Source organism: Stenotrophomonas hibiscicola ATCC 19867 (assembly GCF_000382065.1).
Classification (GTDB): Bacteria; Pseudomonadota; Gammaproteobacteria; order Xanthomonadales; family Xanthomonadaceae; genus Stenotrophomonas; species Stenotrophomonas hibiscicola.
In genome coordinates this window covers 530,041-548,136 of the sequence record NZ_KB907498.1, presented here as the reverse complement: position 1 = coordinate 548,136, position 18,096 = coordinate 530,041, and the positions used below count along the sequence as shown (strand labels likewise).

11 protein-coding genes are annotated in these 18,096 nt (G+C 60.8%); 5 read left to right on the top strand and 6 right to left on the bottom strand.

Features of this window, described 5'->3' with window-relative positions; all coding sequences use genetic code 11:
* Positions 1 to 228: 228 nt before the first annotated feature.
* The 3 genes from G370_RS0102700 (at position 229) to G370_RS0102690 (ending at position 5,725) form a co-directional block, all read left to right on the top strand.
* Positions 229 to 3,111: a M16 family metallopeptidase gene (locus tag G370_RS0102700; RefSeq protein WP_019659226.1), complete on the top strand. Its 2,883-nt coding sequence runs from the start codon at positions 229 to 231 to the stop codon at positions 3,109 to 3,111.
* Positions 3,112 to 3,281: 170 nt separating this feature from the next.
* Positions 3,282 to 4,925 carry a DUF6119 family protein gene (locus G370_RS0102695; RefSeq protein WP_019659225.1) on the top strand — a complete coding sequence of 548 codons (1,644 nt, stop codon included), beginning with the start codon at positions 3,282 to 3,284 and terminating at the stop codon, positions 4,923 to 4,925.
* 65 nt (positions 4,926 to 4,990) lie between these two features.
* Positions 4,991 to 5,725 (top strand): uracil-DNA glycosylase family protein, encoded by a 735-nt coding sequence (locus G370_RS0102690; protein WP_019659224.1) that lies wholly within the window; start codon positions 4,991 to 4,993, stop codon positions 5,723 to 5,725.
* Between the two features lie 730 nt (positions 5,726 to 6,455).
* On the opposite strand, the gene G370_RS0102685 is transcribed toward G370_RS0102690, so the two are convergent.
* The 5 genes from G370_RS0102685 to G370_RS0102665 all read right to left on the bottom strand — a co-directional run bounded on the left by G370_RS0102685 (position 6,456) and on the right by G370_RS0102665 (position 14,096).
* Entirely contained in the window at positions 6,456 to 7,016 is a 561-nt protein-coding gene (locus G370_RS0102685; RefSeq protein WP_019659223.1) for a hypothetical protein, read from the bottom strand.
* 182 nt (positions 7,017 to 7,198) lie between these two features.
* Positions 7,199 to 9,379, bottom strand: a complete 2,181-nt coding sequence (locus G370_RS0102680; RefSeq protein WP_019659222.1) for a DEAD/DEAH box helicase — start codon at positions 9,377 to 9,379, stop codon at positions 7,199 to 7,201.
* A 2-nt stretch (positions 9,380 to 9,381) separates the two neighbouring features.
* Entirely contained in the window at positions 9,382 to 10,680 is a 1,299-nt protein-coding gene (locus G370_RS0102675) for an ATP-binding protein (protein WP_019659221.1), read from the bottom strand.
* Positions 10,677 to 13,640: a tellurite resistance TerB family protein gene (locus G370_RS0102670; protein WP_019659220.1), complete on the bottom strand. Its 2,964-nt coding sequence runs from the start codon at positions 13,638 to 13,640 to the stop codon at positions 10,677 to 10,679. The genes G370_RS0102675 and G370_RS0102670 overlap by 4 nt, the downstream gene beginning before the upstream one ends.
* A gap of 189 nt (positions 13,641 to 13,829) precedes the next feature.
* Positions 13,830 to 14,096, bottom strand: a complete 267-nt coding sequence (locus G370_RS0102665; protein WP_019659219.1) for a hypothetical protein — start codon at positions 14,094 to 14,096, stop codon at positions 13,830 to 13,832.
* A 259-nt stretch (positions 14,097 to 14,355) separates the two neighbouring features.
* Here G370_RS0102665 and mobQ point away from each other — a divergent pair, with 259 nt between their 5' ends.
* Positions 14,356 to 15,879 (top strand): MobQ family relaxase, encoded by a 1,524-nt coding sequence (gene mobQ / locus G370_RS0102660; protein ID WP_019659218.1) that lies wholly within the window; start codon positions 14,356 to 14,358, stop codon positions 15,877 to 15,879.
* A 45-nt stretch (positions 15,880 to 15,924) separates the two neighbouring features.
* Positions 15,925 to 16,161, top strand: a complete 237-nt coding sequence (locus tag G370_RS1000000121155) for a hypothetical protein (RefSeq protein ID WP_080112496.1) — start codon at positions 15,925 to 15,927, stop codon at positions 16,159 to 16,161.
* Between the two features lie 1,092 nt (positions 16,162 to 17,253).
* Here G370_RS1000000121155 and G370_RS1000000121020 read toward each other — a convergent pair.
* Positions 17,254 to 17,814 carry a DUF6036 family nucleotidyltransferase gene (locus G370_RS1000000121020; protein ID WP_019659215.1) on the bottom strand — a complete coding sequence of 187 codons (561 nt, stop codon included), beginning with the start codon at positions 17,812 to 17,814 and terminating at the stop codon, positions 17,254 to 17,256.
* Between the last annotated feature and the right edge of the window lie 282 nt (positions 17,815 to 18,096).

Sequence of the window (18,096 nt, the reverse complement as noted above, 5' to 3'; positions counted from 1 at the left end):
CGCGCTCGAATGGGCCTGGCGCCCATGGCGGAGTATCAAGCGATGGTCTCCAGGCATTGCGAGCAGTTTGGGCGTTAAGATCGGATCAGCAGCTGCGGCGCTGCACGGGAACAGGCTGGGGTGAGGCCGGTTCTCCGGCATGGGGAGTTGAGAGCCCCGAGCAGTTCCGGTGCCCCGTCGCGGTGTTGCAGGGCGTGCGGGTCGGCAACTACGTAGCGAGGGAGATGCATGGGGGCTTTCGTGGGTCGCGCGAAGAGGTGGCTTGGGACGGCGCTCGCACTTGGCGCTTTCAGCCTGCCCGTGGGGGCGAGCAACCCGGAAGCGGCGTCGCACGCCTCGGCTGCAGCTCCGCAAGCGGTGGACATCCCCTTCGAGCGCTTCACGCTGCCCAATGGGCTGCGTGTCATTGTGCACACCGACCGGAAGGCGCCCATCGTGGCGGTCCACCTGTGGTATCAGGTGGGCTCCGGAGATGAGCCTGCCGGCCGCACCGGTTTTGCGCACCTCTTCGAGCATTTGATGTTCCGCGGCACCGAGCATTACCGCGACGCCTACTACGGGCCGCTGCAACGCGTCGGCGCCACCGACGTCAATGCCACGGTTACGCCGGAGCGCACCAACTACATGCAGGTGGTTCCATCCACGGCGCTGGACCTGGCGCTCTGGATGGAGTCCGATCGCATGGGTCATCTGCTGGGTGCCATCGATCAGAAGGCGCTGGATACCGAACGGGGCATTGTCGAGAACGAGAAGCTGCAGCGGCGTGGCGTGCCTTACGGACTCGTATGGGAGCAGCTCTCCCGGTCAAGCTACCCGCCGGGGCACCCGTACCATCATTCGACCTTCGGATCCGCACGCGATCTGCAGGCGGCCACGCTTGCCGACGTCCAGGATTGGTTCCGGACCTGGTACGGCCCAAACAACGCGGTGCTGGTGCTGTCAGGCGATGTTGGCGTTGAAGAGGCCAGGAAGAAGGTTGAGTCCTACTTCGGGCACATCCCATCTGCGCCCGACGTAGCCAGGTCTTCCGTGGACGTCGCCAACCGGGCTTCCACCACCCGGGAAACCTTGTCCGATCAGGTCCCTCAAGCGCGTGTTCACCGGACATGGAACATCGCAGCTCGTGGGACGCCGGACTTTGATCAGCTGCGGGTGTTGGCTTACATCCTGGGAGGAGGCAATGCCTCCCGGCTGGGCAAGCGCCTGGTGCACTCCGATCAACTTGCCACTGACGTGACGGCAGAGGCAGGGGGGCAGCTCGGATCTCGACTCATGATCGTCGCCAACGTGCGCGATGGTGTCGACCCGTCGGCCGTGGAAACCGCCATCGAGGTGGAGCTTCAGCGTCTGCTGAAGGATGGTCCCACCCTCGATGAGGTGCAACGTGCGCGGGCCGCGATGCGGGCCGAGTTCGTGAAGAGCATCGAGCGTAACGGTGGGATGGACGGCAAGGCAGAAGTGCTCGCCGCCTGTGAGGCATTTGAAGGCGATGCAGGCTGTTACCGGAGGTCCGCCGACGTGGTGGCATCGGCCACGCCCGACCAGCTGGTCCGCGTCGCTCGCCGCTGGCTGGGGCAGGGGGATCACATCCTGACGGTCATTCCGGGCGCCCGCGCTGCGTTCGCTGAGGAGGCCGAGCCGGCTGACGCGGTGTCCCACGCGCAAAGCCCAGGCAAAACCCATCGCGCTGCGGCACCGGGCGTGGATCGCAGCGCAGGGCCACCGTTTCCTGAAAGCTATCCGGAGTTGAGATTCCCTGCGATCGAGCGGGCGGCGCTGTCGAACGGCACCCACGTGATCCTGGCTCGACGGGAGGACGTCCCGCTTGTTCGCATGTCGTATCAATTCCCGGTGGATCCCGCGGCAACTGCGGGTCTGGCAGACATGGCGTTCAGCATGCTGGCGGAGGGGGCAGGGGATTACGATGCCTTGACGTTCGCGGCGCGCGCTGAATCGCTGGGGGCGGAGCTGGGTTCAAGTGTCGACGTGGGCAGCGGCGCGGTGACCCTGGTCGGTCTCAGAGACACGCTTGACGATTCGGTTGCGCTGTACGCGGACATGCTGCGCCGACCGCGCTTTGAGCCGGCAGCGATGGATCGCATGCGTGCCGCCAAGGTGGGGGCGCTTCGGGAGGAGGCGGCTAACCCACAGCGCTTGGCCACGAGCCTGTTTCCTGCGCTGCTGTACGGGCTCGATCATCCGTACGCCCAGGCCTTCAATGCACCGGGCACAGTGGCCTCCGTTGAGGCTTTGCGCCGCGATGACCTGGTGGAGTTCCACCGTGCCTGGATCCGGCCGGAGCGGGGCACGCTTGTCGTGGTCGGGGATACGACGCTCCACGAACTGATCCCGGTCCTTGAGAGGCATCTGGGCGACTGGCGCGGGTCGGGTGGGATCCCTGAGGTGCGCATCGACGACCGCCTGCCCGCGCAGGCGAGGCCACGGGTGTATCTGGTCGACAGCCCTGGCGCCCTGCAGGCTACCCTGGTGGCCGGGCAACTGGTCGCGCCGAGTTCAGACCCCCGGACGTTGGCCTTCGAGGTCGCCAATTCCGTCCTGGGAGGATCGCCAAGCGCGCGCCTCAACATGAATCTGCGAGAGGCCAAGGGCTGGTCCTACGGCGTGATCTCCAGTGCTGCCAATGCCCCGATAGCGCGACCCTGGCGAGTGGTGGCGCCGGTGCAGTCCGACCGCGTGGCGGAGGCCATGGCGGAGATTCACCGCGAGATTGCGGAGTACGCGTCCGGACCGGCGCCTGCCAGGCAGGACGAGGTTGCACGCTTCCGGGACAGCCAGGTGCGGCGTCTGGCGGGTGGTTTCGAGACGCGGGAGGCCGTCGCGTCGGAGATCGCAGACATCGTGCGGTTCGACCGGCCAGAGGATTGGACCACACAGCGCAGCAGCGCCCTCCGACAACTCGATCTCAACGAGGTCCGGGCCGCTGCCGCCGCGCTGGACGCCAGCAAGTTGACTTGGGTCGTGGTGGGTGACTTGTCCCGTGTCGAGGCACCCGTGCGTGCCATGGGGCTGGGCGAGGTGATCGTGATTGATTCGCAAGGCGCGCCGCTGCAACCCGGGAAAGCCCGGTCGGGCGGGAGTGGAGTGAACTAGGCTCGGCAATCGGGTCTAGATTGCTTTCAAGGACCTCAGGTAAGAAGATTTGTGTGCAATGCGTCTTAGGCGTTCCGGCAGGCGAATGGGCAGCTCTGAGGAATCAGTGGCATAGGACGCCCGGCCGGGGTGGTAGCACCACAGTTGAATTGTTTGTCCAAGGGAGGGGTATGAACAATTACTCGGTCTACTTGCTGCGTGAGGACATCAAGACGGACTACGACGCGATCGCCGTCCAAGTTGCTGGCATTCCCGTAGTCGATGGTGCGTCGCATTACGGGACACTGTTCGTGAAGCCGACGGCACCACGGGAGCCGAAGTGGTCTCCCTTGTTTACGCCCTTTGTGGATAAGAAAAAGCTTGGAAATGTCCAGTCCTCCGCAGCCGTCCTCATCGTTCCTGTGGACAAGCGCCTTTTCGCCGTTACGTTTGGCCAAGGAAGGCATCTACTAAAGCCCGAGGCTTTTGAGGAGCGGTTTGGGCTGCTCGTAACACTGAACTCCGTGCGGCAGGATGCTCTACGTAGTGTGGATAAGCGCGCCTTCGTGGATGACCAGAACAGCCGTGTGCAAACCAGTCAGGCATCTGCTGCCTTGGAATTCGGCATCGATATCGAGCGCGACCTTATTCGGGGCATCGTTGGCTATCCCGATGCGCCTGAGATGGGGCGCCGGTTGTCCGGATCGGATGCCCTCAACTTCACCAGCAAAGCGGATATACCGGAGCTGAGAAGGCAGCTGCGCCGCTATCTTCGGGCCTACTCTTCCACCGATTACAAGGAGAAGTTTCCTTGGGTTGATCAGGTTCGCCAGCTAAGGCCCAAGGGTCAACGTGCAGTCGAGCTAGATGCCCTGATGGTGGAGAAGCTAAAGATCGCCTGGAAGCAAGGTGGGCGGGTAGAGGGTTGTTGGCTTGCTATTCCGGATGTGGTGGACTGGGCCCGCATCGCAGGCTTCAAGTTCACCCGCAAGAAGAACGAAGGCATGTCTTCGGATCTCCACCTGCCTGGCCTCGTACAAGCATATCCGGATGCAGAGCCGAACATTGAGTTCTTGCGATCCCGGCAGGCATTCGCAGTGGATGAGGAGCAGTGGACCGTAGAGGACTGGCAAGTCTACCGCTGCATCCACTTTGAGCTGGAGGATGGTGGGAAATCTTACGTGCTCTCCGCAGGGAACTGGTTTGAGGTCCATGATGATTTTGCCGCAAGCATCGAAGAATTCTATGCGAACATCGCCAAGTTCCCTTTAGAGCTACCGATCTACAACCACGACGATGAGGCGGCTTACAACCAGGCCCTTGTGGACGAGAGCAATGGGGCGTGGTGTTTGATGGATCGCAAGCTTCTCAACGTGGGCGGTGTGCACGACAAAGTTGAGTTCTGCGATGTCTATGGGGCTAAGACTCTCTTGCACATAAAGCACTACGGCAGTTCCAGCGTGCTCGGTCACCTGTTCAATCAGGGATTGGTGTCAGCCGAGCTGCTTAAGTCAGACAAGAGCTTCGTGCAACTCGCCAACGAGAAGATCGATCCGGCTCATGCGCTTGATCTTCCCGTTGACGTCCCGCGTGATGTCAAGGATTACAAGGTGGTGTTCGGTGTGATAAGCCAGTCTGAAGCGCCAGGACTACATCTGCCATTTTTCGCCAAGGTTGTGCTCAAGTCTGTATGCGCGCGCATCCTCGAGCGTGGCTTTGGAGAGGTCATGCTTGCCAAGATCTCTGTCGATCAAGACAAAGTTAAGGTGAAGAAACTGCCGCCAGGTAAGAAGCCAGCGAAGCGCGGGCAAAGGATGGCACGGGGCGGCCACTGAGTCGTTTCAGCTGACAGTGTTGTCCTGTTCGGGTCTATTCGGAGTGCATTGTTGGAGGAGTGAGTATGACCAAGGGAAATCAAGCTGTGCGGAAGTCTGCCATCCCACCTGAAACGGATCTGGAGGGCCATCAATGGCCCAATGAAGTTCGTTTCACCCCGTATTGGGGTGACCTCTACTGGGGCGGGACGGAGGGGCGGCGGGTGCTCTTGCTTGGCGAGTCGCACTATCGGAGGGAGGGGACGAGCGATTCGCTAGAAGTGACCCGTCCTTTCACTCAAGACCATTTCCGAGAGATGGCCTTGCCGGTCCGGAACGGCCGTGACGGACCCTTCTTCAAGGCGCTCGATCTGATCCTCACCGGGCGGCAGGACTACCAACTCCAAGACGCCGCCGCGGCTTGGAGACGCGTGGCATTCCTGAACCTATCGCAGGCGTTCGCAGGTTCCCAAGCAAATCACCGGCCGCGAAATCAGGCGCTGCGCGACGGCGGGGACGTATTGGTTCGAGACATTCTGCCGGTGCTTCGGCCGGATGTGGTGCTGGTGCTCGGTCGCACAGCTTGGCGGTTCTTTAGTCATGGTGAACCGCGACCGGGCTTGGAGCCCTTCATCGCCCAGCAGGTGAATCGAGGGGCTGGCAAGCGACGCTACATTGAATCTCGGGAAGTCTGGTCGCTGGACTACACGGGAGGGTCCGCCCTGATGACGTGGGTCTACCATCCATCGTGGAACGTAGACACATGGCAGGATCGGGCGGGAGCGCTCCGGCACCTCATCTCATTTGCGAAACAGTGCTGATACTGTCAAGCCTCCCTGGGCAGAATGGAGGGAGGGCGGGCAACGGCAATGTCGAACGAATTAGTTTATATCGTTAGGGTATATTGACAGTCGTGGCGCGATGTTGCAGCTTTGTATGGCCGTTCCCTCTCAATGAAGGAGTCAAGTTATGTCGATTAAGCCTGGCCCGAAGCCGATAGCTCCCTCCACCGGGCAGCCGGATAAGCGTCGGCGGGATAACAAGGATACCCCCGGGAATACCCCTGGCTTGAAGCCTCACAAGCATAAGCCCGGCAAGTGACTTAAAGCGGATTGGTTGTCGGCGGCAGGGATCAAAAGAGCAGAAGTGCGACACTGGCCGACACCACTATGGCGCCGGCCTTCGTAGCTGTTGCCTGTTGTTGAAGTAATCGGTTTGGATATGCGCGGAAGCAATTGGCACTCTTGTCGTGTGGCGGCAAGCGGAGGGGCGATGTCTTCACCTGCCCTGAGAGTGCACAGCCGAGTGTTATGGTGAGGATGAAATCGCCGAAGTCCTGACAAAAGACTGCTGGTTTCTAGTTGGAATGCTCGGCGTATTGGATAGCCAAGACGATCCTGGAGTTCCAGACACCAGGGCGGCGTGCCCTGGAGTGTGGGGCATTCTGTTGGAAAGTGAAGAGCGGCATACTGCGCGCTCAGCTAACGCTCAACCCCATTGGCGGAAAAGAGGTCTTGCCGACGGGGTTGAGCAGCCTGCGTAAACGACTACTTACATCCTGCGCAGACCAGATGGCGCCATAGGCTTGAGTCCTTCAACCCACCTGTCGAAAATGAGCGCAGCAAGAACTTTATGGTTAAGCCTCTCGGATTCGCTGGGGGCGCGAACCTTGACGCTGATGTCTAGGTTGGCGCTGAGTTGCTGTTCCAGCTCAGGCAGCCGTGACGCATGCTTGCTGAGCTGCTTTTGATGAGTAGCGAGCAACACTGCTATATCAAGGTATAGCTGTTGCAGATAGATCAATCGGTCTTGCGTCGCTGCTGCCTTAATGGCGGACTTCGGCGTGGTCGCCTCGCCCCAGAAGAGGCCGCCGCCATTGATGACTTTGCTGATGTGGTCAATGAGCCATCCGCCTCCAGCGACTGCGCCCGTCGCCAGAAGGCCTCCGACAACGTCGATTATAGCTTTCTCCAGAACTTTCTTTGCCCAGGCTTTCCGTGTCTGAGCTGCATTGGCCGGGGACCCGCTGCCGGTTGCTTCGGTTGGCTTCTTAGTCTGCTTCTTCGCGGAGGTCTTGTTACTCGAAGATCTATTTTGGCCTTCTTCCGTCATTTTGCTCGTCCTTTTAATGGAAACTCTATATCGGTGGGTGGGGTTCAATAAATAATATACGAAGCAAGGCGCGATAGCCGATGCCGGCCATCTTCAGTAATCCGGTTAATTTGAATGAGACAACGAGGCTATAGCCTCATTCTGAGATGGCATCAGCCCTGGACTGGTCACAACGTGGTGGACTACCCGAACGCGCGCGCGAGCCAATCGGTAGCCCCTTCCAAGTCTAGCTTCATTGACGCGTAGGAGCGTCTCAAAAGGCGTGGAGGGAGGAGGCCGTCCCACTTCTGCGTGACCAGGTTGTTCGCAGAGTGAAGAAGCGCCTCTGGCGATGGCAATGGCATCTTTGCAACCCGCCCGAGCACCTTGATCACATCATCGAGACTCCTTGCTCCCATGGAAATTTCCACGCCCAGCCTACCTGCCTGAGAAGTGAATCCCTGAGCGTTCAAAAGGCAGGCGATGGCTTCATTTGCGGAGTCTCCCAGCCACGTCAGCAGCAAGGCGTCGCTGCCCTGGTCGAGAAGAATCTTCCCGTCGAGCCCCAATTGACGGTAGGCGTTCTGCGCCTCCTGCAGGAAGCGAGCGGCAGTTGGGTCCAGGAAGTCTGGTTTGATCTCTTGCTGATACAGCCCGCGCATCTTCTGGCGAACCTGCGTGTGGACCTGACCGCCCGTTCCATTGAAAAGAGGCGGGGTCCCGCCCTTCGCAGCGGTCACGTAGATCGTCTTTTGGGCTTCGTCGATCTGCTCTACTAGCCAAGTGCGACCGCCAAATAGAATTCGTTGGCCGACGGTCACCAGTTGGGATACGGGGAGCGTGCCCAGTGCCTTGCCGGCGGCCACGATCCGGAACTCTTCGTCGACGCTGAAAGCGGCGTAGAAGGTGTAGTGGTTGACCAACTTGTCGCCGACCGGGCCGTGGAGCAGCAAGCCGGAGCCGTCTTGAATCAGGACCTGTTCTTGGCCAAGGTGGCGAAGCAACTCTGCGAACGCGTCTTGGGACAGCCCGTGGAACGGTCCCTGATCTGCGCAGAGCAGCTGATAGGCTTGGGCTGCCTTGAGTCCGCCGTACTGGGCAATGGAGGAGAGCAACTGCTGAACCAGCGTCGATAGGTGTAGCCCGTTGACCGAAGGCGGTTCAAACCACCTCTCCAGCAGTAGCAGTACGCAAGCAGTGGACTGAACTGTGTCCAGTCGAAGCCTTGTTTTCAACGTCGACTCAGCATCGATTGCATCCTCGATAACGTAGCCTCGCAACACCGCTGGCTCTCCAGGGCGGCGTCCGGAGCGACCAAGGCGCTGGCGAAGGCTGGCCACGGAAGGTGGTGGGCCAATTTGCGCGATGCTTTTCACCGCTCCGATATCGATGCCTAGTTCCAGGGTGTTCGTGCAAATTGCGCTTGCTGGACGACCCCTTTGCTTCAGAGCCGCTTCCGTGTCCGTGCGTATCTCTTTGGACAGACTCCCATGGTGTGGCCAGAACTCTCTCGGCCGGCCGTCCCGTTCGCTCAGCAGGTTGAGGAGGTGGGTGTAGCGTTCAACCTCCCTTCGGCTATTGGGGAAGATCAGGTTGTTCGTCCCTGAAAGGACCCGGTAGAGGTGCTCGGCCAGTGCAGCGGGAGCCGCCGGATTCTCGTCGGACCCGGCGTCAGGTGCGGGTTGTTCGTAGCCCTTGATGATCAGTTGGAGATCATTTCCGGTTGATGAGGCGTTGACCAGCGCGGGGGCAGCCCCAACACCCGGGCGTAGGAAAGCCCCAGCGCTCGAAAAGTCACCCAAGGTTGCCGACAGGCCCAGGCGGGGAGTCTGCCGCCGTAACAGCACGTCGATCCGGTGCATCAACGATTGGAGCTGCTTCCCGCGCTCGCTTCCAATGAACGCATGGAGTTCGTCCACGACAACGTAGAGGAGCTTGGAGAACGCGGCGCCTACGGAGGTTCCGCGGTTGCAGAGCATCGCCTCCAAGGACTCCGGCGTGATCAGGAGCACGCCACGGGGGTGCTTAAAGAACCGCTGCTTGGTGGAGCCCGATACGTCCCCGTGCCAAGGCCACACGGGGACTTCAAGGTCCTCGCAAAGCCGCTGCAGCCGTTCAAACTGGTCGTTGATGAGCGCCTTTAGAGGGCTGATGTAGACAATCAGGCCCTCCTCGTCGGTGTTCAGAAGGTGCGTGAGCGCAGGAAGAAAAGCGGCCTCGGTTTTTCCCGAGGCGGTGCTGGCGGCGATGATCACGTCCCGGTCGGCGCTCAGGACGAGAGGAATCGCCAATTCCTGGACCTCACGCAGCGCCTCCCATTGTTCGGTCCAGAGGTAGCGCTGGATTCGAGGGTGCAGCGATTGGAAGGCGCTGGAGGCAGTCATCGTTAGAGCCTGAACGACGCCAGCTCGTCGTCCTCTTGCACGACCAATTCGCCGTCGCCCCCGTGGTCAGCTGCCACCTCGACCGATCCGATCAGGTCCTGCCAGTCCACGCCCGGGTTCTGCTCCAAGACGGCCAAGAGGTTGATAAAGGCGGTGATCGTTGTGCGCGGGGTGCGGAAGAAGTTATCGCCGATTCGATTGGCGCAATGGGTCATGAACTGGTGAATGGCTTCATCGGGCAAGAGATACTTGCCCGCGTCGCCGGCAGCGTAGACATGGCGAATCTTGGTGAGCAGGACGTAGAAGTCTTCGGCTGTCAGGCTCGACAGTCGAACGACAGGGCCGCTGAAATCCACCAACCCGTTGGTGGCAAAGGTATTCTGGGCCAGGCGGCTCTGAAGAGCTTCATAGCTGTAGACGCCGCGGCGGGTATCCATCAGGAAATCCGGGGTGCCGCCCAGAACAAAACCAAGGCCAACCGCAGTGCCCTGCAGGGAGTCGTTGAGCATGCGCAGGAGCTGTTCGTAGTTTGCATTCCGAGCCTGGGCGTTGGCCAACTTGTAGAGGTTGACCAGTTCGTCCAGGCACACCAGCAGGCCGCTATAGCCCGCCAGCCGAACAAAGCGGCCCATGAGCTTGAGCTGGTCGTAGACCGATGCGTCGTCCACGATGGTTCGGACGCCCAGCGCTGCACGCGCGTCCGTCCGGGTGGCAAATTCGCCACGCAACCAACGAATGGCATCGGACTTGAGCTGCTCGTTGCCTTGTTCGAAACCTCTCCAATAAGCGGCGATCACGTCGGCAAAGTCATAGCCGTTCACCAGTTCGCTCAGCTGCTCGAGCTTCGCGCGAATGACCTGCTCGGTGGATACGCCTTGCGACTTGGATTCGGCCACTGCGGTCGAAATGAACTTCTCTACCACCCCGGGCAGGGCGCCTCCGTCGGGCTTGGTCCGAGTGGCCAAGTTCCGCATGAGCTCCGCGTAGAGCGACCGGGCCTGCCCCCCTGAAGCATGCAACCGCCTGTCGGGATTCAGATCCGCGCTGGCCACGACGAGCTTCCGCTCCATTGCAATGGCGCGAACGAGGTTCAAGAAAAAGGTCTTGCCTGCGCCGTACTCACCCACCACCAGGCGGAAGGACGAGCCGCCATCGGCGAGCCGATCGATGTCACTGACCAGGGTTTGCACTTCACGGGCGCGCCCGACCTGGATCAAATGCTGACCGGCGCGTGGAACGACGCCGGCGCGCAGCGACTGGATCACCGCGTCGCGGTCCCTGGAACGGATTGGGCTGCTCATTGCTCGATCTTCTCAATGAATTCGGGGTTGATCTCCAACGGGTCGTCGCCGTCGGAAAATGGAATGTCGTAAGCGTCGAACGACGCATCGTTGATTTGTTCAAGCGCGCCGTCGAGCATCAGCTCCATGTCTGCCGCGCCATCTTCCAGTTCTGCACGGGTCCAGACGGGGCGCGACAGCATTAGCCTCAGCAATGCGCTGTGTGCCTGATCAAGCCCGAGCAACTGACCAGCACTCTCCACCTCGGCACTCACCGCTTCCGCCGGCGCAAGATCAGGGGGAGTCGCTTCCTCGTCGGTGAAAATGTTGGCGAGCAATGCGGAGACTTGGGCTGTGTCCCGCTGAAGAGCAGCGATCCGGTCGGGATCGAGTTGGAATGCGCCAGACGCAGCCTTGGGCAATGCGCTGGGGGCTTTGGGCGGGCGTGGGGCATGGACGTCGCTGAACACACGAGCGGGATCCACGCCCAACGCTTTGTAGACGCGCTCCAAGAACCGGACCTCCTCTGGGGAGACCATCCCGTCGACTTGGGCGAGCGTGGCCATGGACCCGGCGATGGCGTCCTTTATGTCCCCGCTGAGCGGATCCAGCTTCTTGCGCAGCGTAGGCAAGGAAAGCGGTGCCATCGCCAAGAGATCAAGGTGCGCGCGCAGACGCCGTCGGTCACCCTCGCTCAGATGCGTCCAGCTTTCGATTTCGCGTGAAAGGTGCTCAAGTTCGTGGGTGCTGAACGTGCCATCAGACTGAGCGACCGTCGAGGCGAGTTGCAGGGTCAACTGGGCCGTTTGATAGGCCTGAGCGTCGGTTCGATGGGTTTGGTCGGGAAGCAGGGGGAAGAGAACGATAGGGTCGTTCTCGCCAGGCACCCGCGCGCCTTCGAGCACATTGGGTTCCATGCCGACCTTGGACTGCTCTAGTGCTCGTGCGAGTTCCCGAATTTTGTCCTTGCCCAGGGTGGTTCCGACTGCCCCAAGCCTTTCCAATAGGTCGGTCAGCTTGATCGACAAATTGGCGGTTTGAACATCCGAAGCGACTTCGGCCAATGCGGTCCGCGTGGCCAGCGGCCAGATCTCTGACGGAAGCAGCAAGGTGCCCTCAATGGATTGGCGGGCCTCGGGGTTCTTGCCCACGAGCCGGCTGAAGGCTCCGAGGTCCTCCGTGCACTGAGAAACAAGTTCCTGCAGCGCCTTTAGGGGCGCTCGCAATGCGGTGACATCGGGAATGTCACCGAAAGTCTTGGTGCCGGCATCAGTCCGGTCCAAGGCCGGGTTAAAGGGGCGGCGTGTGAACTTCAGCTTGGTGCGGTTTTTTGGCAGCACCATTCCAGGGCCGAACGTCTCTTGATACCGCAGAGCGAAAAGGCGATCGAACTCTTCCGCACAACGCGTTGCGGCGGTTCGCAGCGGAATCTCTGGATTGAGCCGCACCCAGGCCGTGGCCAGCGCGGCGGGCACGGGGACTCGATCCAAGGAGCATTGCCCCAGGGCCAAGCGGATGTAGAAAGGCAGTTCGTAAGTTCGTTCGAACGCGGGAAGCGGCGCGTTGTAAAGCTGTTCGCCTGCTTCGGTCAGAGCCATCCAGTCGAGCAGGCTGTTGACATGACCGTGGACATTCGGAAGCACGGCGGCATAAGCAGACGACAAACGGCGGAGCATCGCCTTGATAGCGGGCCAGTCTTGCTTGGAATCCGGATCGTTCCCCGAATCCAGCAAGATGCGACGCTCCAATCCAAACAGGAACAATCGAACATACTGGATTGCGCAGCCGGGATCGGTACGGTCCGAAGCGAGCCACTTCAGATAGGCGTGGCGTTCAGCGGGTTCAAAATCTGCGTAGCCTCCCCAGTAGCGCGTCGTGGACCGGTAATCCCCGTATCGCCCAACGGCAAGAACGCCATTGACCAAGCTGGGCTCGTTCTCACGCGTGCCAGGGGTGGTCAGCCGCGGACCTGTGTAGAACAGGCCGCCCCGGATAACAATGCCCGCGATCTCGATCTCGTCCTGGGCGCCGAGCCAGCGGGTCTTGTCCCAGCCCTCGGGGGGGCGGGGTACCGTGAATTGCTTTGCCGGCGTTCCGGCGTCGATGGCCACCCGCCGGAGCTCATCGGGCAGGGAGGGAGGCGAAGCCCGCGATGGAAGCGGGGGCGGCGGCGTCATTGCACCTGCGTCGCGGGTTCCGTTCGTGTGGGGAGGGTTAGTCTGCTCCGCGGCTCTTGAGTCCGAGTGCGCTCGCCCATCTATGGTGCCCGTCAAGGTTTCTCCCGAGGCTGTGTCCGCGTTTGTGGCGAACTGGATCAGCGGCTCGACCAGCTCATCTTGCGAAGTCGCGGCCAAGCGCTGGGTCACGGCAAGTTTCGCCGCAGCGAGGTTGCCCGGGCGCGCGCGCTCAATGCGTTCCTCGTCAGGTTGGTAGGGGTAGGGGGTAGAAGGGTTTGCGGAGCCCACGGCCGTCAGCACCCGTGCGGCGGACTCGATGGCAAGGCGCATGCTCACCGCGGCTTTGGCCTCTTCCAAATTGCCAGGACGGGGCGGCGAAAGAGTCTCCGGGGGCGCTTTGCTCGGGGCCTGCGCCGCAGGCAGCGCCGAGCGCCCCTCAGAGCCGAGCGGGCGCGCATCTTCTGGCACCGCAGCGCCGACCGATCCCGAGGACGTGCCCGATTCAATATTCGCGGGTCTCGCCGGTTGGGCAGCTTCTGCGCGGGGCTGTCTCTGTGCCGCCTGCCCAGATGGAAGAGCGGATGCCTTGATCAACTCCGCCAAGGTCGGCTCTGGAGCGGGGACCGGCTTGGCGGGAGAGGGTGTCTTTTTCGGGCGCATCGCCTGCCACTTGGCCCAGAGCCAAACGGCGGCGGCCACCGCAAGGACGATCCCCAAACCGATCCAGACTTCCTTTGGCACCAATGCTATGACGACCAGGATTGCGACGATCCAGCCGCCTGCGGTTTGCTTCCTTCTCGCCATGTGGCCCCCTGCCTTTGGCGCTTCCTTTTGGGGCATTGTAGCTCGCCAACCCCACGTGAGACGCGCATAGCCAGGACGGGGCGAGGCTCTGGGATGGCCAGGATTCGCCCATTCAGTATTGGCGTCCAGGGCACTGGCGTGCCTGCCCCAAGCCTTGACGTTGATGGCCGTACGAGTGAGCTGGGATGATCAGTGGGGTGGTGAGAGCCGTGTTTCGTTCACCGCAAGCATGTGCCGCTGCAGGGCTGCGACGATCTCGTTGTCTGGCAGGTTCTGGGCCCCGGCCAGGAAAACGAGTTCGGCCACTTGTCGTCTGCGCTTGGCGTCGTCGCGGCGCTTGATGGCCTTCTCCCGGGCATCCTGCCGCTGATGCGCCAGAAGCTCCCTGGCTTGAAGCTGGGCCAGCCGATGGGTGGCCCGTTGGATCTGATCGCGGTAGTGATTGGTGGATGACATGATCTTCTCCTAGTGAAGTCTCCCTCAGTGAAGCAATGATTTCTCATCCGTCAACCTATTTATGGCGCATCGCTTTCGCACTTGATGCAATTCAGAAAATCAGAAAAGAAAGATGCAAATGCAAAGAGCGAAAAGCGCACTTAGGCATCACAAGTGATGCGTGCGCAAAGTGCTTCGCCCCTTGAACCCCAAGCCGCTTTGCGACTTGCCAACGGCAAATTCAAAGGCATAAAGAGCTCAAAGAACTGGAGCTCTCTGCATGGCGATATACCACACCCGTGTCAAAACCTTCTCCCGTGCCAAAGGCCATTCGGCCGTTGCCGCCGCCGCCTACCGCGCGGGCTTATCGCTCGTAGATGAGCGCACGGGAGCGCGGCACGACTACTCTCGCAGAGGCGGAGTGGTCGAGAGCCGCTGGGTGGTGCCTTTGAAGGCGCCAGACTGGTCGCTCGACGCCGCAAAGCTATGGCAAGCGGCCGAGGCGGCCGAGAGGCGAAAGGACGCAACCGTGGCCCGCGAGTTTGAGATCGCACTTCCGCACGAGCTCAACGGGCCGCAGCGCTCGGCCCTGACGGCGGACATAGCCCGCGCATTGGTTGATCGCTACGGCTTTGCAGTTCAAGCCAGCATCCACTCGCCGGGCAGTAACGACGGACTTAATTGGCACGTACACATCCTCGCCACGACGCGCCGCTTGGACGCCGAAGGGCTTGCGGACAAAACGCGCGAGCTCGACGGTGGACCCTCTGGGCGCAGCGAAGTGGAGTGGCTCCGAGCGATGGTGGCCCAGCTGACAAACCAGCACCTGGCCGCGGCCGAGATCGAAGTGTCGGTAGACCATCGAAGCTTGGAAGCGCAGGCGGAGGACGCGCTTGACCGGGGAGACATCGTCGCAGCAGCAATTCTGGGACGGCGCCCAACCTTCCACCTAGGCCAGCAGGCCTCAGCGTTGGAACGACGAGGCGTGGAGACCGATGTCGGAAAAGTCTTGGGCAACATCGTTGCGGACAATCAGAGATCCGCGCATCAGGCAGCAATACGGTTTGAGAAAGCAGCCACGGATACGGACCCAGCTCACGGACATGCAACGCCGCCATCGAACCGTATTGCGCTGGGGCCGAAATCGGGTACAAGCTACATCGAGGACGTAAAGGGATTCAGTCGGCGAGGAGTTTTGGCCATCCGCACTCTTCCCAATGCACCTGAACCCTCGCTGCAGTCACTGATGGAAAGGGCATGGGGACTTTGGCGTGACGTGGTGGCTGCGGGCCTTGAGGGGGCGCTTCGCTCCACACTCGTGCTTCTACGTCGCTTGGACTCGGCCATTGGCAACGGGAGCGTGGGAACAAGGGTGCGCAAGGATGTCCAGCGAGCGCTGAGAGGCTTGGCCGCGGTGAGACGACGAGCTACAGAGTGGGTGCGGCGGGTAGAGGCTGAACGACGGGCTGCATCGCTTCTGACGCGCGCGGAGCGGTCGTTGGAGGACTTCATCGAACAGCAGCCCCGGCCGACAGGCGCTGCACTGGTGGCTTGGGCCCGGCGTCGCGGACGTCGCTTGGCCGCAATCGAGCAGCGTTTGGATGCCCTGAGAAAAGCTCGTACAAAGATCGAGGACGGTCAGGAAGAGGCCTGTGCGAATCAGCTGTCAGCCGCCGTGGCAGAGTTGGAAGCCGGCAGCAGGGTAGCCCTGGATCAGTTGGGGGATCCGCTTCACGAAACGGGAGACCCCGCAAAGCTGACTGTATCCATGCCGCAGGCCACGCCTCGGCCAAGGCTTCACTGACAGCAATGAAGAGCCCCCGCTGTGGCGGGGGGCTTGGGAAGTTCAATGAAGCGTTGGCCGTTTGGTCGTTGGCGGCTTGGCCGAGGGCCTGATTCCCCGCCGATCAGCGAGCAGTTGGTCCAACGGAGCCAGATCCTCTTTTACCTCGACGCGTTCCTTGGTTGTAGGAGCGGGCCGTGGCTGAAGGTGAGGCCTGTCATGAATGAGGTCGACTGGGTTTCCGCCTGCGCGCTGGCGCAAAACCTCGGCGGCGACCTCCAAGGCCACTCGAACATCTTCTGAGCGCTCCTGCTGTGTACGCTGAGCCGCTCGTTCGATGGTGCCGCTTAAAACCAGCGCGGCGATTCGGGTTTGTGGATCAGTCATGGTTCCTCCGTCGTTGGTGTGTTCCCGTCGTCGGTCAACTGAGCATCGATGGGTTGGATCGGACTTTTTCCTGAAGAGCTGCCCAGGACGCGCTCCGCGAGCTCCAGAGCGGCTTGAATGTCTCCCAAGCGCTCTTCGCGAGGGCGATGGACGGTGGGATTGAAGCTGCCGCTCAGAAGTAGCGCGGCGATTTGGGTTCGTGGATCTAGCAATGTGCGTCCTCGGTTGGTGTGTGCTCGTAGCCAACCAGTTAAGTGAAAATTAGCAAGGGCACTCAGCAGGGAATTGCGCACACAATTGCTACTTAGTCGAAGAGAACTTGCTGGTTCGGGACCGCCCCTTGAAAGCCCGGCCGCCGTCGCACAGTCGGTCCCTCAGCACGGGCTGACTTGGCCGGCGCTAGGTGACGGTAGGCCCAACATGGCTCGCTAAAGAACTCCGCATCCGACGAGCTTTGACGGCAAGATCAGCCGCTACAGTTGCGAAGCCGATCTGACCGTCCCCTTTAACAATCCCAGACAGGACGTCTACAAGCTGCGGCTTGAATACACCTCCCAGGCAGTCAATGGACAGCACTTGGTCGAGGTCCAGGTACTTCCTGGAGATCTCATCGGCATTGGAGCGGCAATCAGCTCCAATGTTCGGACCCGAACACAAGCCATGGCTCCCGCAGCTGCGGCTCCAGTCGAAGAGTCACAGGCAATGGACGTTGATCCTGCTTATGATTCAGCGATCTCGACGAAGGTGGACGATTACCAACAGTCCAACTCGGACGAGCCGCTGGCCTATGCGGCGTCGACTGGGCCCAGCTTTGACTGTGGGAATCGCACGGCAACCCCCAGCAGCTAACGAGCGTGTATGGCCGTTGTCGGAACCTGATCGCAGCGCGTCCTACGGGGTGATCGGCATCAAGGGCGACACCGACTATCCGGTTTACGAGGAAACGCTGAGCGGCTAAGCAGTCGGCTGACCCTGCCACTGAGTCAACGATCTCTTCTAAGGGGGCTTCTAGCGATCGTTTACGGCGGAAAACGCACTCCACCAAGCCATCGCACGGTGCTTATTAGCGGAGTCTGGAAGGGTCTCTAGGAGCCTTTCGACCTCCGACAGTCTGGGATGCCCAATGGCAGCCATGCCTTTGACAAAATCGATGTCCTTGTCGCGGCCAGCACAGAGCTTGGAGATCAGCAGGTCCTCATACGAAAGCGCCATAAAGGTATCCCGTGCGACATCGCCTGATTGGTATGGGATGAGCCTATCGCGCCAACCAGGAGCTAGGATCGCTGTGGCGACTTCCACGCCATCTGCATGGTAGCCATAAGTCCGGTCAAAAATTGAGGCATCGCCGAAGTTCTTGTCGATGATGTCCGCAACGGCTTCTGACTCTCGTTGCGGTTCATCCAACAGGGCGATGTCGATTTCCCTGGAGAAGAACAAAACATCGGACGAAAAATATCTAGGATCGAGATGAGCCAAAATGGCTTGGCTGCCGATCAGTAGGAATCGGTGCTCATGCCCGGTTGCCTCATCGACTGCGCGCAGGACGTGGTCAAGCTGCTCTGGCTTCATTGTGCCTCAGCGCTCGAACTTCCCACTTGACCAAGTCAAACAATCGATTCCGCTCTTGCTCGGAAATCAAGGACAGGAAGGGGGCAGGGGAGCACGAGCGCAACACCTGGCCCTCATTGTCGTCTACAGAGGTGAGCACCTCCACGACTGCTGCTATACCTTGCTCAATGAGTTCTCGCCAGCGATGCAGGTATTGGGGCGAGCAGGCATGTTCGCCTGTTTCAAGAGCAATCTCCAAATACGTCCTGGCCGTGGCCAAAACTTCCGGGTGGTGAGGCAAGC

What these genes read in the sequence shown, in the direction of transcription:
- G370_RS1000000121020 (WP_019659215.1), bottom strand. Translation starts at nt 17,814, where the DNA reads ATGAAGCCAGAGCAGCTTGACCACGTCCTGCGCGCAGTCGATGAGGCA.
- G370_RS0102680 (WP_019659222.1), bottom strand. Translation starts at nt 9,379, where the DNA reads ATGACTGCCTCCAGCGCCTTCCAATCGCTGCACCCTCGAATCCAGCGC.
- G370_RS1000000121155 (WP_080112496.1), top strand. Translation starts at nt 15,925, where the DNA reads ATGAAGCGTTGGCCGTTTGGTCGTTGGCGGCTTGGCCGAGGGCCTGAT.
- G370_RS0102690 (WP_019659224.1), top strand. Translation starts at nt 4,991, where the DNA reads ATGACCAAGGGAAATCAAGCTGTGCGGAAGTCTGCCATCCCACCTGAA.
- G370_RS0102700 (WP_019659226.1), top strand. Translation starts at nt 229, where the DNA reads ATGGGGGCTTTCGTGGGTCGCGCGAAGAGGTGGCTTGGGACGGCGCTC.
- G370_RS0102675 (WP_019659221.1), bottom strand. Translation starts at nt 10,680, where the DNA reads ATGAGCAGCCCAATCCGTTCCAGGGACCGCGACGCGGTGATCCAGTCG.
- mobQ (WP_019659218.1), top strand. Translation starts at nt 14,356, where the DNA reads ATGGCGATATACCACACCCGTGTCAAAACCTTCTCCCGTGCCAAAGGC.
- G370_RS0102670 (WP_019659220.1), bottom strand. Translation starts at nt 13,640, where the DNA reads ATGGCGAGAAGGAAGCAAACCGCAGGCGGCTGGATCGTCGCAATCCTG.
- G370_RS0102685 (WP_019659223.1), bottom strand. Translation starts at nt 7,016, where the DNA reads ATGACGGAAGAAGGCCAAAATAGATCTTCGAGTAACAAGACCTCCGCG.
- G370_RS0102695 (WP_019659225.1), top strand. Translation starts at nt 3,282, where the DNA reads ATGAACAATTACTCGGTCTACTTGCTGCGTGAGGACATCAAGACGGAC.
- G370_RS0102665 (WP_019659219.1), bottom strand. Translation starts at nt 14,096, where the DNA reads ATGTCATCCACCAATCACTACCGCGATCAGATCCAACGGGCCACCCAT.